The organism is Ruegeria sp. CDSA020 (assembly GCF_059612345.1).
The window spans coordinates 243611-259588 of sequence record NZ_JBXWQK010000003.1; the positions used below are offsets into that span (position 1 = coordinate 243611).

A 15978-nucleotide genomic window follows, 5' to 3' on the forward strand; every position below is an offset into this window, starting at 1 on the left:
TCTCGGAGGCCTCTATGCTTCAGGTCATTACCAGCGCGTGGTCACTTCTTCTTGGCATGGGCCTGCTTATGATTGGCAATGGCCTACAGGGCACAATCCTGGGCGTTCGAGGCGAGATCGAAGGGTTTTCGACCCTTCAGATGTCTGTTGTGATGTCAGCTTATTTCGTAGGTTTCCTCGGAGGTTCTCGCCTTGCACCGGAGATGATACGGCGGGTTGGACATGTGCGGGTCTTTGCTGCGCTCGCTTCTTTTATTTCGGCCGTGATGATCATGTATCCGATGTTGACCGAGCCAGTCGCGTGGGCTTTGGGGCGTGTCGTGATCGGGTTTTGTTTCTCGGGAGTGTATGTCACCGCCGAAAGCTGGCTGAACAACGCGGCCAATAACGAGAACCGGGGCCAGGCGCTTTCGCTTTATATGATCGTACAGATGACTGGGATCATCACCGCTCAGGGGCTTATGCTGGTTGGCGATCCTGCTGGTTACGAAACCTTTGTGATCGCATCCATTCTGGTTTCGGTATCCTTTGCTCCGATTCTGCTGTCGATTTCACCGACACCGGCATTTGACACGACCAAGCCTATGACATTGCGTGAACTGATGGGGAAGTCGCCGTTGGGCTGTGTGGGCATGTTCCTGCTGGGTGGGGTGTTCTCGGCACAATTTGGTATGGCGGCGGTCTATGGCGCGCGCGCTGGGCTGACACTGGTTGAGATTTCGACCTTCGTGGCCGCCTTCTATATCGGAGCAATTCTGCTGCAATATCCGCTGGGTTGGTTCTCGGACCGGATGGATCGCCGGTTCCTGATCATGCTGGCGGGCATCATTGGTGCTTGCGGGGCGGCCACTGCGATGATGTTCGGGGCGACCTCGTTTCCGTTCCTTCTGGCCTCGGCCTTTGTGATCGGAGGCATGTCTAACCCACTGTATTCGCTTCTGATTGCGCATACGAATGACTTTCTGGAGCATGAGGACATGGCGGCGGCCTCTGGCGGTCTGGTCTTCATCAATGGACTGGGCGCCATTGCTGGCCCGCTGATTACCGGTTGGTTGATGGGCGATGACGTGTTCGGACCGTCGGGCTTTTTCCTGATCATCTTTGCACTGCTTGCAGCCACTGCTGTCTATGCGATGTATCGCATGACACAGCGTGCGGCGATTCCTGTGGACGAGACGGGCACGATGTCTCCGCTTTACCCAACGGCCTCGCCGGTGGCGTTCGAATTGGCGCAAGAGGTGGCTATCGAAGCCGCCGAAGCCGATCAGGAAACGCAAGATGTAGCCTAGGACACGAAATTATGTCGCAAGTGTTGCAAATTTTTACTGTCACAAATCTGTAAATCAGCCTTAAATGACGTTACGTCCCTGGGGAGGGCAAAACGACGGAGCAAGGCAATGGTAGGGCCTGAAGAAGTATTGAGTTTTTGGCTGGACCAAGTGGGTCCAGATGGTTGGTATATTGAGGATGAAGCGCTAGACGCAGAGATCCGCGAAAAATTTCTTTCCACATGGGAAATTGCTAATGAGGGAAAGTTCTCTCTCTGGCTGACATACCCCAGCGGGGCACTGGCCTATATCATTCTGATGGACCAGTTTCCTAGAAATATGTTCCGCGGCAGTGGTAAGGCGTTCGCCACTGATAAGGCGGCCTTGTCGGCAGCGAAATGCGCCATCGACAAGGGCTGGGATCTGAAGATTGACGAACCCGCGCGGCAGTTCTTTTATCTTCCACTGATGCACTCGGAAAATCTGTGTGACCAAGAGCGTTGTGTACGCCTGATGTGCCAGAATATCGACGAATCCAAGTCAACCAACCTGCTGCATGCAAGGGCGCATAGGGAGGTGATCCGAAAGTTCGGCCGTTTCCCCTATCGTAACGAAGCATTGTCGCGCCCCATGACCGAACATGAGGCCGCCTATGTAAACATGGGCGGGTACGGATCCACCGTCCGAGAGCTTCAGGCCGCAGGTTAGCCTTCGACCGAACAACCTTTGATTGTGATAATACGGTCGGCCACAGTGTCGGCCGTTTTTTCTATTGCGGTGCTGATAAAGGCGTCAGGCGTTTCGGCAACCGCAACGATACGAGACTGCGCCGCCTGCAGCGTATCTTCGATTTGGCTCAGACGGTCGAGCGTTTGCGAGACCCGTTGGGCGGTGGCGGTGTCGGCAAGCGCGCCATTGACTTGTATTGTCGCGAGTTCAGTGCGAAGTGCTGCCAATTCACTGCGCACCCCTTGAACCTCTTCGCGCAAAGGGGCGACGATCTGAACCTTCTGTGAAAAATCAGACATCAGGGACTGCGCTGTTGTGGTCAGCTTCCAGCCCAAAAACAAACACAAGGCCACCAGGATAAGCGTGGCGTTGATTAGGGCGAGGACCAGATCTTTCAGCGTTTTAGCCATGTTATGCCTTTCGCGTAAATGGATTTAGAATGGAGCAACTGGGATACTTAGCTATCTTCTAGCGTTTCGAACGGGTGCGGTATAGGCTCGAACCTCTGCAATCCGTATGGGTTTACCCTGCGTAGCTTTTGTCGCGGGGACTAAGTGTTGAAGGGTGGCTGGTATTAGTTTAATGGTAAACTAATTTGGAAATGACCTGCTCCGAGAGGGAAACATGGCAGCACAATCTTTTGATCTGATCGTAATCGGCGCTGGTCCTGGCGGGTATGTCGCAGCCATTCGCGCAGCACAGCTTGGTTTGAAAACCGCCGTGGTCGAGCGCGAACATCTCGGGGGCATATGTCTTAACTGGGGCTGCATCCCAACCAAAGCGCTGCTGCGGTCTTCAGAAGTGTTTCACCTGATGGAGCGCGCAAAGGATTTTGGGCTGAAGGCCGAGAAGATTGGATATGATCTGGATGCTGTGGTCAAGCGATCGCGCGGTGTCGCCGGGCAACTTTCGGGCGGTATCGGTCACCTGCTGAAAAAGAACAAAGTGACGGTTGTCATGGGCGAGGCGACGATCCCGGCCAAGGGCAAGGTCTCCGTCAAGACCGACAAGGGCAGCGAAGAGTTGACAGCCAAGAATATCGTTCTGGCAACCGGCGCGCGCGCCCGCGAGCTTCCCGGGCTGGAAGCGGATGGTGATCTGGTTTGGACTTACAAACACGCCCTGCAGCCGCCGCGGATGCCAAAGAAATTGCTGGTCATCGGGTCGGGTGCAATCGGGATCGAGTTCGCTAGCTTCTACAACACGCTCGGTGCAGATACGACGGTGGTTGAAGTCATGGACCGCGTTCTGCCCGTCGAGGATGCCGAGATCAGCGCCTTCGCCAAGAAAGCCTTTATCAAACAGGGCATGAAGATCATGGAAAAGGCGATGGTCAAGCAATTGGACCGCGCTAAGGGTAAAGTCACCGCGCATATCGAGGTGAAGGGAAAGGTCGAAAAGCACGACTTTGACACCGTGATTTCTGCGGTTGGCATCGTTGGCAATATTGAAAATCTGGGGCTTGAGGCTTTGGGTGTCAAAATCGACCGGACCCATGTTGTGACTGACGAATTCTGTCGCACCGGTGTCGATGGCCTATACGCCATCGGTGACATTGCCGGAGCGCCTTGGCTGGCGCATAAAGCAAGCCATGAGGGTGTCATGGTGGCCGATCTGATCGCCGGTAAACATGCCCATCCGGTCAAACCCGAAAGCATCGCGGGCTGCACCTATTGCCATCCGCAGGTTGCGTCGGTCGGCTATTCCGAGGCAAAGGCGAAAGAGCTTGGCTATGACATCAAGGTCGGCCGTTTTCCCTTCATCGGCAACGGCAAGGCAATCGCGCTTGGAGAGCCCGAAGGGCTGGTCAAAACAGTCTTCGACGCCAAAACCGGAGAGCTGTTGGGCGCCCACATGATTGGCGCGGAAGTCACTGAGTTAATTCAGGGGTATGTGGTCGGGCGGCAGCTTGAAACCACCGAAGAGGATCTGATGAACACAGTGTTCCCGCATCCGACTTTGTCCGAGATGATGCATGAAAGCGTTTTGGACGCTTACGGGCGTGTGATCCATATGTAACTCAGGGCAGGGGGTACCTCTGCCGATCTGCGGCACATTACCAAAAGTATCTTTGGCCAGATGAAGCAGCGAACCAAGCTTCATCTGGCCTTTTGATTCCCGGATTTGCTTATCGGGTCAAAGCGTCGAGAATGCGCGCCCAGGACCGGATGCCTTTGTGAAAGCTTTTGACATCATATTTCTCATTCGGTGAGTGAATTGCGTCATCATCATTGGCAAAGCCCACAAGCATGGAATCCATGCCAAGTTCCGTGTCGAAGTAGCCAACGACAGGGATTGACCCGCCCATTCCGGTAAAGACGGCTTCGCGCCCCCATTCATCGGACAATGCGCCTCGGGCGGCTTCGAATTCGGGGCGGTTGATATTCATGACGGATGCGGGCGCGCCTTCAAGATCGTTGTCCCACTGTACTTTCGCGTCGGGTGACAGGCGGTCTTCTACATGCTTGCGAATCTGGTCACGCAAGGCGTCAGGGTTCATGTCACCCACCAGACGGCAGGTGATCTTGCAATGCGCCTGTGAGGGAATGACCGTCTTCGAACCGGCGCCGTTATAACCGCCCCAAAGCCCGTTTACCTCAAGCGTCGGGCGCGCCCATTGTTGCTGCAATGTAGAATATCCTTTTTCGCCATGTGGCTGAGAATATCCCACCGAGTTCAGATAATCCGCCTCATCGAACCCGCAGTTTTCCCATTGGCGCAACTGTTCGGCCGGGACCTCATGAACCCCGTCATAAAAGCCTTCGACAGCGACGCGACCGGTTTCGTCGTCATAGAACGAGGCGACGATCCTGGACAGCTCTCGCAGCGGGTTTAGCCCCGGTCCGCCGTAATGGCCCGAGTGCAGGTCGATCCGCGGACCGATGATGGTGAATTCGTCCTTGAGCATCCCGCGCAGCTGAGACGCGATTGATGGTACCCCACGCGACACCATCGAAGTGTCGCATACCAATGCCAGATCTGCTTTCAACTCGGCCACGTTTTCACGCAGGAAAGGGACCAGCGACGGCGAACCGGATTCTTCTTCGCCTTCGAAGAAGAAGGTGATGCGGCAGGGCAGGGTGCCATGGACGGCCTTCCATGCGCGGCACGCTTCGACGAAGGTCATCAACTGTCCCTTATCGTCCGAAGAGCCTCGACCCCGGATCACCGGCCCATTTTCGGTTTCTTCAATGGCCGGATCGAACGGATCCCGGTTCCACTGGTTCAGCGGGTCAACGGGTTGCACGTCATAATGGCCGTAGAACAGAACATGGGGCGCGCTGTTGTCCTCACCTATGTGGCCCACCACCATGGGATGTCCGGTGGTTTCACGTTTTTCAGCCTGAATTCCTATGCTTTTCAGGTCAGATACCAGCCAGTCAGCTGCCTGGTTGACCTGTTGGTCAAAGGCCGGATCGGTTGAAATTGACGGAATGCGGAGCAGTTCCATCAGGCGGTCGATTGAGGTTGGCAGATCGGCGTCGATGCGGTTCAGAACAGCGTCCAGCGACATGAGAGGGCTCCTGCTTGATTTGGATTTTCCGGAACCCTATCAGCGCCACTTTTGCCGTCTAGCCCGCAAGGACAGGAATCTGGTATAATATCGGAAACCCGGATGAGATAATGTGCTGTGCCTGCGTCGTTTCCTCGCGTCCAGGGGGCGTAACTTTACTTGTCGGTCAGGGTCAGAGCGGATATTTGATGCAAATCAAATGAGCTTTCACTGTGCTTGCGGTATCAAGCAGGCAGAGGGAAATGCTCTGGTGCAGATTCGTATCCTGCGCAGAAGAAGACGTTCGGTCGCCGTAATATCGGTCGGGCAACTAAGGAGAAACCGGTGGATTATACTGCTCAGCTCGATTCAGCGATCGCAAGGCTGCATGACGAAGGACGGTACCGGACCTTCATTGATATCGAACGTCGCAATGGTCATTTCCCGCATGCGGTGCGCACGCGCCTCGATGGATCGCAGCAAGATATCACTGTCTGGTGCGGCAACGACTATCTTGGCATGGGGCAACACCCTGTGGTGCTGGAGGCAATGCACGAGGCCGTGGATGCCGCAGGCGCCGGATCAGGTGGAACCCGCAACATTTCGGGCACCACGGTTTACCACAAACGGCTTGAGGCCGAGCTGGCCGATCTACACGGCAAAGAAGCTGCGTTGCTGTTCACCAGCGCCTATATCGCAAATGACTCGACACTCAGCACTTTGCCGAAACTGTTTCCCGGTCTGATCATTTATTCTGATGCATTGAACCATGCTTCGATGATCGAAGGGGTGCGCCGCAACGGCGGGTCCAAGCGCATCTTCCGCCACAATGACGTCGCCCATCTGCGCGAACTGCTTGAAGCGGATGATCCCGCAACGCCCAAACTGATCGCCTTTGAGTCGGTGTATTCGATGGACGGCGATTTTGGCCCGATTGAAGAGATATGTGATCTGGCCGATGAATTTGGTGCGCTGACCTATATTGATGAGGTCCACGCCGTTGGCATGTACGGACCGCGCGGCGGTGGCGTGACCGAGCGTGATCGTCTGGCCCATCGGATCGACATCATCAACGGCACATTGGCCAAAGCCTATGGCGTCATGGGGGGCTATATCGCGGCCAGCACTAAAATGTGCGACGCTGTGCGGTCTTATGCTCCGGGCTTCATCTTTACGACGTCCCTGCCACCTGCCGTTGCTGCGGGTGCCGCAGCTTCGGTTGCCTACCTCAAAACTGCGTCCGAATTGCGAGAGCAGCATCAGACGCAAGCAAAGATCCTCAAGCTTCGGCTCAAGGGGATGGGCCTGCCACTGATTGATCACGGCAGCCACATTGTGCCCGTGATTGTCGGCAACCCCGTGCACACGAAGAAACTCAGCGATATGCTGCTGGATGACTATGGAATCTACGTCCAGCCCATCAATTTCCCCACTGTTCCGCGTGGAACAGAACGCCTGCGTTTCACACCGTCCCCGGTTCATGGACCTGACGAAATGAACCGTTTGATCCAGGCGATGGACGAACTTTGGTCACATTGTGCGCTAAATCGCGCCGAACTTGCCGGTTAACCTAACGCTAAAGTGTGCAATTCGTATGCCGCGTGCTAAAATTACGCTAACAAAACTACGGCGCGAATCATTCTTTTAATGATTCGACCACGGCGTGAAACACGCACAGGCAGAATGGGGCAGCAGGGATGATTGGGCGCAGATCACAGCGCGGATCCGAAGGCGACACTGACGTCAGGCCCAAGGGCTTTGACGACTATGAGGTGCGGCTGGGCGACATGATGCGTGGTGAACGCGCAACAATGGGCAAATCCCTACTGGATGTGCAGCGCGAACTGCGGATCAAAGCCAACTACATTGCAGCCATAGAAGATGCCGACCCGGACGCCTTCGATACGCCCGGATTTATCGCTGGGTATGTGCGCTCTTACGCCCGCTATCTGGGGATGAACCCCGACGAAACTTTCTTTGCGTTTTGTAAGGAAAGCGGGTTTGAGGTCGCGCATGGCATGTCGGCCGAGGCGTCGGTGGTTCGAAAGACCTCGGGCAGCTTGCCGGCTCGCGGTCCGATGGGGCGCGATCCGTTTATCTCGCCAAACACTCCCTATATTCCCGGACGGGAATCGTTGGTCAGCCAGATAGAGCCGCGTGCTATCGGGTCGTCTCTGGTTCTGTTGGCTGTGATCGGCGGTATTGGATATGGCGGATGGTCCGTCCTGAACCGGATTCAGCAAGTGCAGGTAAGCCCGGTTGAACAGGCTCCGGTTGTCTTGTCTGATTTGGACCCGCTTGAGGCGGCGCGTGGCACCACCGAAGATCAAGTCGCGCTGATCGACACCCCCTCGGCTGAGGCTCTGGATAGGCTGTATCGCCCACAGGCCCTGGATTTGCCGGTGCTCGTTGCCCGTGATGCACCGATTTCTACACTGGACCCGCGTACCGTTGGCACCTTCCAGCCGCCTGAGCCGCCCAAGGTTGAGGTTGCTGAAGTCCATACGGTTCTTCGCCCGGCATTGCCGCAGGTGGTTGAACAGATTGATACGACCCTGAAAATCGTCGCCGTTGATCCGGCGTGGATGCGGGTCACCGCTGCGGATGGAAGTATCATCTTCGAGGGTACGCTTGGAACCGTCGAACAGGGCAGTACATTCGAGGTACCGCTGACAGAAGAACCGCCTAACCTACGTGCAGGTGCCGCTGGATCTGTCTATTTCTCGATGAATGGTGACCATTTCGGCCCGGTCGGAGCACCAGGAACTGTCGCTAAAGGTGTCGTTCTGTCCAAGGATGCGGTTTCCGAACGCTATACAGTAGCTGATCTTGAGGCCGAGCAAAACGTCGCCCTCAAGCAACTTGTGGCGGAACTTCAGGCGCAAAGCTCTGCCGCACCGACAGAATGATCTGGCCATTGCAGTGGCCAGTTAGGCTGACTATTTAAAGACCAACTCAGACAGTCTTGGACCCGTCCACATGTCCCTTAATCACGTGCGCCCATGGCGCAATATCTACCGCCGCAAATCTCGTCAGATCATGGTTGGAAACGTCCCCGTCGGAGGTGACGCTCCGATTGCAGTGCAGACGATGACCAACACGCTGACGACGGATGTGGCGGCGACTGTGGCTCAGGTGCAGGCCGCCGCAGAGGCGGGTGCGGATATCGTGCGCGTTTCGGTCCCGGATGAGGCCTCGTCCAAGGCGCTGAAAGAGATCGTGCGCGAAAGTCCGGTACCTATCGTGGCGGATATCCACTTTCACTATCGCCGTGGGATCGAGGCCGCCGAGGCAGGCGCAGCATGCTTGCGGATCAACCCTGGCAACATTGGCAATGAAAGTCGGGTGAAAGAGGTCGTTCAGGCCGCGCGTGACCATAATTGCTCGATCCGGATCGGGGTGAATGCGGGAAGCCTGGAAAAGCACCTGCTTGAGAAGTACGGTGAGCCTTGCCCCGAAGCGATGGTTGAAAGCGGGCTAGAGCATATCCGTATTCTTCAGGACAACGATTTCCACGAATTCAAGATCAGCGTGAAAGCCAGCGATGTCTTCCTGTCGGCAGCTGCCTATCAGGGCATCGCCGAGGCCACGGACGCCCCCATCCATCTGGGTATAACCGAGGCCGGAGGACTGGTTTCGGGCACCATCAAATCGGCGATTGGTCTGGGCAATCTATTGTGGATGGGCATTGGCGACACGATCCGCGTCAGCCTGTCCGCGGATCCTGTCGAAGAGGTCAAGGTAGGGTTCGAGATCCTGAAATCTCTGGGCCTGCGCCATCGCGGGGTTAATATCATCTCATGCCCCTCTTGTGCGCGGCAGGGGTTCGATGTGATCAAAACGGTCGAGGCGTTGGAACAGCGTCTTGAACATATCAAAACACCAATGAGCCTATCGATCATCGGCTGTGTCGTGAACGGCCCGGGCGAAGCGCTGATGACCGATGTCGGCTTTACCGGCGGCGGTGCCGGATCGGGTATGGTGTATCTGGCGGGCAAGGCCAGCCACAAGATGTCCAACGATCAGATGGTCGACCACATTGTTGAAGAGGTCGAGAAGAAGGCCGCTGAATTGGACGCCGCGCAGGAAGCCGCTGAGTAATTTTCCAGCTTGATTGGCCATTGAATGACCAGTTCGGCAGGCATGCAGGGTCAATTCATAGGGCCTGCATGTTATTGGCCGCGTGTATCTGGTGGACCCCAATCCCAGACACCTCATTGTAAACGCGACGCTGTTGGTCCACATTATTGTTAGGAATGAGATTTTCATTCCCGCTTAGATTTGTTGTTTTTGTTTCAAGGGTTTCTTAGTCGTATGCCAGCAAGTGATCGTTTGAAGATTAGATTGTCTCCTGCCTCTTCGGCCCTCGGTCTTTGCGGTCCGAACTCTTACAGGGGGCTTATGCAATGCGCCCTAACTTGAAAGCCTTCGGCCTGGGTGTAGTTATCGCCGGGTGTTCGGGTTTCATGGTGGCAGATAGCGTAGTGGCCGATCAGCCCGCATTTCCCGGTGCGGTGGGATATGGGCAGAACGCTACGGGTTGGCGTGGCGGCGAAGTGTTTCATATCACAACCCTGGACGATATCGGCCCGGGCAGCCTGCGTGAGTGCGTCGAAAATGACGGCTCCGGACGGGTTTGCGTTTTCGATATTTCGGGGACGATCACCGTAGACACTCAGATGAAAGTGGCTTCGAACACCTATATCGCCGGACAGACCGCGCCAGGACAAGGGGTGCAGATCAAACTTGGCAAGGTTCTGGATTCACCCCTGATGATTTTTGAGGCGCAGGACGTTTTGCTGCGGAACCTCAAATTTCGACCCGGACCCAGTTACAAGCCCTCGTCGAACGTGGACGGGCTTTCCATAGAGAGCAGTTCGAATATCTACGTTGACCGTGTCTCGATCCAATTTGCCACGGATGAGAATCTGGGCGTTGGAACGGAAAACCTGCCAAGCGAAGATATCACGATTGCCCGCAGCATCTCAGCCCTGGCTCTGGATAAGTCCACCCATACAAAGGGAAAGCATTCAAAAGGAGCTCTGCTGTGTTCCGATGATGGAACGGCAAGGCAATGTGGGCGGGTCACCCTGTATCAAAACCTGTTTGCCCATAACCGCGACAGAAATCCAGACATCCAGTCGTCACCATCTGGGCAAGTCGACATTATTAACAACGTGTTCTACGACGCGACCTCGCAATTCGGTGAGTTCTGGAACCATTACGGCGACACATGGATCGCCTATGTGGGAAACGTGGTCCTGCCGGGCCCCAGTACACGGAACAGGCCGCCCCCCGCCGCATTCGAGGTGTTCCCTTATGGCGCGGACAAAGGGTTCAGCATCTCGGTTTTCGAACAAGATAACCTGCATCTGGACAGCCGTATTGAGCTGCTATGCGACAGATCAGTGAAGGGCAAGATTGCGGATGATGCGGCGGTCGAATTCCTTGTGGCTGAACCTCACCAGCCGCTGTCGGTTGAACCTGCCGAGGTGAGCACGACATACGAAACCGTTCTTGGAACCGTGGGGGCCCGGCACGGGGATGACCAAGCTTTGGACAGTCTGGATGCGATGGTGATCGAAAACGTCCGCGGCTGTGATGGACATCGGATAAACGATCCGGGCGAGGTGGGCGGTTGGCCGGATTTGCCCATTGTTCACGCGGCAGTTGATACTGACCGGGACGGAATGTCTGATACTTGGGAAACAGGGCGGACTGGCCTGGACCCGAATGATCCCTCTGATGTCTGGGCGGACCGGGACGGCGATGGCTGGTCTAATCTAGAGGAATATCTAAGCCACCTTGCTGGCGACCCGATGCCCTGACGGAATGGCCGGCTCCTGTTGCGGAACCGGCCTGCCAAATCAGCCTTGCTCGGCGCGAACGGCGTTCGCAATTTGCTGCATCTGATCCGCTTTCAGGTACCCGCGCAGCATTTCGCTGCCCAGCACAAACGAAGGCGTGCCCGAAATCTGCATCCGCTGCGCCAATTCACGGGTCTTTTGGATTTCCTCGGTGACCTGTTCGCTGTCCATTGCCGCCAGAATCGCGTCACTGTCCAAACCCAGCCCGTCCGAGATACGGCGCAAAGTAACCGGCGATGGTTCCCCGGTGAATTCGAGCAGGGCATCGTGAACCTGCTTATAGGCATCGTCCCCGGCAACATGTTTGGCGGCAACGGCAAAGCGGGATGAGATCATCGACGCGTCTCCGAGGATCGGAAACTCTTTGATCACAAGCCGAATATTGCCATCCTCGGCCAGCAGGCTGGCCACTTCGGGAACCGCACGGCGGCAATATCCGCAGCGATAGTCCATGAACTCAACCAACGTGATATCCCCGTCCGGATTGCCGCCCACCCAGCTGTACCCGTCGTTGAAAAGCTCATCAGCATTGCTGGCGACAAGCTCTTTATCCGCCTGCGCTTCTTCAACGGCGTTGCGTTGTTCCAGAATATTGATCGCTTCGATGATGACTTCGGGGTTTTCCAGAAGGTATTCGCGTACCTGCTCTCCGAATTGTTGTTTTTCGGCGTCGGTCAGTTGGCTCAGGTCCAGGGCCTGCGCCGATCCTGCGATCAGGGAAAGCCCCAGAAGGGCTGGTGCAGCGTGTCTGAGGATCATTTCCGTTTCCTTTTCGAATTACTCTTGTTTGCTTGTTCAAACGCAATCAACACATCTTGGGCCCGTTGCCAACCCGGTGATCCGACCGGCAACTGCGCAACCGCGCGTTTCGCGTGAATACCGGCGTCATCCAAGCGGCCCTGCAGGGTATATCTTTCGGCTGTAACCGCCGATGCCATGCCAGTATTGCCTGTTTTGGCATAAGCTGCACCCAGGTCTTGCATCAATCTTGCGTTACGAAAATCTCTGGCCCGCGCTTTTTCAAGAATGGCCAAGGCTTCCACTGTCTTACCTTGAACCAACAGGGACCGCCCGTATCCGGCCAGGATAAGTGGGTTATTCGGCGCCAATTCAACGGCTTTGCCATATGCTGCTACCGCATCAGCCACTTGACGGTTTTCAAGCATGATCTGGCCTTTGAGGTCATAGTAATAGGGGTCATTGGGCCGGATTGCCAATGCACCATCAATCGCAGCGCGCGCTTTGGTCAGATCACGGTTTTGATGGTGGGCTGCTGCCTCGCGCATCAGTCGTATGTCCTGGGCGGTTTCTTCTTTGGCGCGCCGCATCGTCCATGTGGGCGAGCGGATGAAGGCCGAAAGCTTACCTTTCGTCCTTGCGAACCAGTAATCGGCATTCTGGCTGGGTTTGGCTTTATCGCCGAACTCTTCCAGAAACGCCTCGGCGGCGCGCAACCTCTCGCGGCTGGTGGGGTGTGATCGCATGTATGGATCCTGGTTGACCGTGTTTAACAGCTCTTGCCCCGCGAATTTACGGTGCAGAGACACCATGCCACTGGGCGAGATACCGGCCCAACGTAGATAGCTTGCTGCGCTGCGATCCGCCGAGGACTCTTCAGCGCGGGTGTGGCCAAGAAAGCTGCGCAGGGCTGCCGAATTAGTACCGGCTGCAATTCCGAATGCGGCCTCGCCGCCGCCAGCAGCTGCAGCAATCAGAGCCAAAGCCGTCCCAAGCCCGGCTTTTTGCCGTGCTGCATTCAGGTTTTCGTAACGGCGCGATAAATGCCCGTTGGCGATATGGGCCGCCTCATGTGCGATAACCGCCTGCAACATCTCGGGGCTTTCGACTGAAAGGATTAGCCCATAGTTCAGATAGATCGCATTGTAATCCAAAACGAAGGCATTGAACGTGCTGTCATTGACCACCAGTATCTGGACCCGGTTGGTATTTAGCCCGGCGGCGCGCAGAACGGGAAAGGCCAGCTCTCGCAGACCGTGTTCAATATCTGGATCACGGATCAGGCTTTGGGCCTGAACAGCGCCTACGAGCCAGGTCACTGCAAACAGCAACAGGGCCGGGATTGACGCCAGCCTGGATACACGTTCAAAAGCCATGATTGCAACATGGGAGATGGCCATGCGAAACTCAACCCGGTCCGGGGTCGACCCGTTCATCGTGATGGACGTGATGGAGGCTGCCCGCAAAGCCGAAGAGGCTGGCCGCCACATCATCCATATGGAGGTCGGCCAGCCTGGAACCGGCGCACCCAAAGGGGCGACCGAGGCATTGGCTAAGGCGATGGAGCAAGGCCCGCTGGGATATACCGTTGCATTGGGTCTGCCAGCACTGCGCCGCCGGATCGCGCAGATGTATGGCGAGTGGTATAATGTCGATCTCAATCCCGAACGGGTGGTGATAACCCCCGGTTCGTCAGGCGGATTTCTGCTGGCGTTCACCGCGCTGTTCGACAGCGGGGATCGCGTGGGAATTGGGGCCCCCGGCTATCCGTCATATCGGCAGATATTGCGGGCCCTGGGGCTGGTCGCGGTTGATCTGCCCACCGCTCCGGAACACCGCCTGCAGCCGGTGCCAGCCGATTTCGACGGGCTAAATTTGCAAGGGCTGATGGTGGCCTCGCCCGCCAACCCGACAGGAACCATGCTGAACCATGCCGCGATGGGTGCGCTGATCGACGCCGCACACAGCCAGGGCGCGTCTTTCATCAGTGACGAGATTTATCATGGTCTGGAATACGAAGCCAAAGCCGTCACCGCGCTGGAGCTGACAGATGAGTGCTATGTGATCAACTCATTCTCCAAGTATTTCTCTATGACAGGTTGGCGCGTTGGCTGGATGGTTGTGCCTGAGGATCAGGTGCGCGTCGTCGAGCGAATTGCGCAGAACATGTTTATCTGCGCGCCTCACGCCAGCCAGGTGGCGGCGCTGGCTGCGATGGATTGTGATGAAGAATTGCAGGCAAATTTGGATGTCTATCGGCGGAACCGCGCGCTGATGTTGGACGGTCTGCCCAAAGCCGGTTTCACCAATATCGCGCCACCTGATGGGGCATTCTATGTTTACGCCGATGTGTCTGACCTGACCGACGACAGCCGTGCCTTTGCGGCTGAGATTTTGGATAAGGTCGGCGTGGCGGTCACTCCGGGGCTGGATTTCGATCCTCTGCGTGGGCACGGCACCATCCGTTTTTCCTATGCACGCTCGACCGGGGATATCGAAGAGGGGCTTCGGCGGCTTCAGCGTTTCATGGCTGATCGAGGCTTGATTTCTGCCCAAGCCTAAAGCGTTCACATCCAAGTGCGGGTCGGGTAGGCTGCGCTTCAAACGATCTCGGGAAAACTTGAGGCCATGAGCAGAATTATCTACGCCATCGCGCTGATCTGGGCGCTAGGCAATGCCGCAGTTGCGCAGGATTTCAGCGCACTCGCCCGTGTTTTGCCGGACCAAAGTTCGATTGTTGATGACGGGCGGTCCGGTGTAAGCATCCAACTTGGGCTTAGCCAGGGGGTGCCTTATCGCGTTTTTACCCTGCGCGACCCGTATCGGATGATCCTGGATTTCCAGGAGGTAGACTGGACCGGTCTTGAGCGTGACCGCTTTCTACAGACTGGCCGTATCAGCGGTGTGCAGTTCGGCTCTTATGTACCGGGCTGGTCCCGCATGGTGCTAGAGTTGGGCGCGCCTCTGGCGGTTGAGACAGCGGATATGCGAGTGGACTCTGCGACTGGGGCCGCGCATTTGACGCTTGGGCTGCAAGGGACAGATTTCGACAGTTTCGCAGCCAGCGCCGGAACGCCGCGTCAATCCGGATGGGATTTGCCCGAACCAGCAAAGACATCGGTCGCTCCGGTGGGGCAGGGCAACGGAACTTTGCGTGTCATGCTGGACCCCGGGCATGGAGGAATTGATCCCGGCGCCGAAGTTGACGGTGATGATGAGAAAACCCTGATGCTGACCTTTGCCCGAGAGCTGCGCGAGATGCTATTGCGCACTGGCGGATACGAGATTGAGATGACGCGGACCGATGATCAGTTCGTTTCTCTTGAACGTCGTATTGCATTGGCACACCGCGCAGGTGCAGATGTGTTCATCTCTTTACATGCCGACATTCTGACAGAAGGGCGGGCTCATGGCGCAGCCGTTTACACGCTGTCGCGAGATGCCTCGGATGTGGCAAGCCACAAACTGGCCGAGCGGCACGACCGCAGTGATTTGATTTCGGGAGTCGATCTGAGCGGTGCGGATGATCAGGTTGCAGATGTTCTGCTGGACCTTGCGCGTCAGGAAACCAGGCCGCGTACAGATGCGTTGGCACAAATGCTGGCGAATGGAATGACGCAACAGGGCGGTCCGATGAACAACAAGCCAATTCGCACTGCCTCTTTTTCGGTTCTGAAGGCAGCGGATATTCCTTCCGTTCTGATTGAGCTTGGCTTCCTTTCCAGCCCTAGAGATTTGAAAAATATACGAAATCAGGAATGGCGCATGGGAATGGCGCGCGGTATTCGGGATGGGCTAGAGAAATGGCGCCAGGACGATATGGTAAAACGATCCCTGATTGGACAGTGACCCCGTGGCGCAAACCGGCTATTATTGGCCATGG

13 protein-coding genes are annotated in these 15978 nt (G+C 56.3%); 9 read left to right on the plus strand and 4 right to left on the minus strand.

Annotated features, from left to right (window positions below; all coding sequences use genetic code 11):
* The first annotated feature begins 14 nt into the window (after positions 1-14).
* Positions 15-1289 (plus strand): MFS transporter, encoded by a 1275-nt coding sequence (locus AC2FJW_RS06670; protein WP_496749562.1) that lies wholly within the window; start codon positions 15-17, stop codon positions 1287-1289.
* 108 nt (positions 1290-1397) lie between these two features.
* Complete coding sequence (locus AC2FJW_RS06675; RefSeq protein ID WP_142633241.1) at positions 1398-1976, plus strand: DUF924 family protein; 579 nt, start codon at positions 1398-1400, stop codon at positions 1974-1976.
* Here AC2FJW_RS06675 and AC2FJW_RS06680 read toward each other — a convergent pair.
* Positions 1973-2407, minus strand: coding sequence for a hypothetical protein (locus AC2FJW_RS06680; protein ID WP_496708551.1), 435 nt, complete (start codon positions 2405-2407; stop codon positions 1973-1975). The genes AC2FJW_RS06675 and AC2FJW_RS06680 overlap by 4 nt on opposite strands.
* Positions 2408-2621: 214 nt before the next feature.
* Between AC2FJW_RS06680 and lpdA the strand changes: the two genes are divergently transcribed.
* Positions 2622-4016 (plus strand): dihydrolipoyl dehydrogenase, encoded by a 1395-nt coding sequence (gene lpdA, locus AC2FJW_RS06685; RefSeq protein ID WP_271947557.1) that lies wholly within the window; start codon positions 2622-2624, stop codon positions 4014-4016.
* A gap of 109 nt (positions 4017-4125) precedes the next feature.
* Here lpdA and AC2FJW_RS06690 read toward each other — a convergent pair whose 3' ends face one another.
* Positions 4126-5511: a M20/M25/M40 family metallo-hydrolase gene (locus tag AC2FJW_RS06690; RefSeq protein ID WP_496691075.1), complete on the minus strand. Its 1386-nt coding sequence runs from the start codon at positions 5509-5511 to the stop codon at positions 4126-4128.
* Positions 5512-5835: 324 nt separating this feature from the next.
* Here AC2FJW_RS06690 and hemA point away from each other — a divergent pair, with 324 nt between their 5' ends.
* From hemA to AC2FJW_RS06710, 4 genes are all read left to right on the plus strand, one after another.
* Entirely contained in the window at positions 5836-7059 is a 1224-nt protein-coding gene (gene hemA, locus AC2FJW_RS06695; RefSeq protein WP_496749564.1) for a 5-aminolevulinate synthase, read from the plus strand.
* A 128-nt stretch (positions 7060-7187) separates the two neighbouring features.
* Positions 7188-8399 carry a helix-turn-helix domain-containing protein gene (locus AC2FJW_RS06700; RefSeq protein ID WP_142633252.1) on the plus strand — a complete coding sequence of 404 codons (1212 nt, stop codon included), beginning with the start codon at positions 7188-7190 and terminating at the stop codon, positions 8397-8399.
* A gap of 70 nt (positions 8400-8469) precedes the next feature.
* Positions 8470-9591 (plus strand): flavodoxin-dependent (E)-4-hydroxy-3-methylbut-2-enyl-diphosphate synthase, encoded by a 1122-nt coding sequence (ispG, locus tag AC2FJW_RS06705; protein WP_496749565.1) that lies wholly within the window; start codon positions 8470-8472, stop codon positions 9589-9591.
* Between the two features lie 305 nt (positions 9592-9896).
* Complete coding sequence (locus tag AC2FJW_RS06710; RefSeq protein WP_496749567.1) at positions 9897-11318, plus strand: pectate lyase family protein; 1422 nt, start codon at positions 9897-9899, stop codon at positions 11316-11318.
* A 39-nt stretch (positions 11319-11357) separates the two neighbouring features.
* Here AC2FJW_RS06710 and AC2FJW_RS06715 read toward each other — a convergent pair whose 3' ends face one another.
* Both AC2FJW_RS06715 and AC2FJW_RS06720 read right to left on the minus strand, forming a co-directional pair.
* A complete protein-coding gene (locus AC2FJW_RS06715; protein ID WP_142633258.1) occupies positions 11358-12116 on the minus strand; it encodes a DsbA family protein in 759 nt (252 codons plus the stop codon).
* Positions 12113-13495, minus strand: coding sequence for a M48 family metalloprotease (locus AC2FJW_RS06720; RefSeq protein ID WP_496749568.1), 1383 nt, complete (start codon positions 13493-13495; stop codon positions 12113-12115). The genes AC2FJW_RS06715 and AC2FJW_RS06720 overlap by 4 nt, the downstream gene beginning before the upstream one ends.
* On the opposite strand from AC2FJW_RS06720, the gene AC2FJW_RS06725 reads away from it, so the two are divergent.
* Together AC2FJW_RS06725 and AC2FJW_RS06730 are read left to right on the plus strand one after the other, a co-directional pair.
* Positions 13494-14657 (plus strand): pyridoxal phosphate-dependent aminotransferase, encoded by a 1164-nt coding sequence (locus tag AC2FJW_RS06725; protein ID WP_496749569.1) that lies wholly within the window; start codon positions 13494-13496, stop codon positions 14655-14657. The two genes, AC2FJW_RS06720 and AC2FJW_RS06725, sit on opposite strands and share 2 nt — an antisense overlap.
* A gap of 66 nt (positions 14658-14723) precedes the next feature.
* On the plus strand, positions 14724-15944 hold the full coding sequence (locus tag AC2FJW_RS06730) for an N-acetylmuramoyl-L-alanine amidase (RefSeq protein ID WP_496749570.1): 1221 nt from the start codon (positions 14724-14726) through the stop codon (positions 15942-15944).
* The last annotated feature ends 34 nt before the right edge of the window (positions 15945-15978 follow it).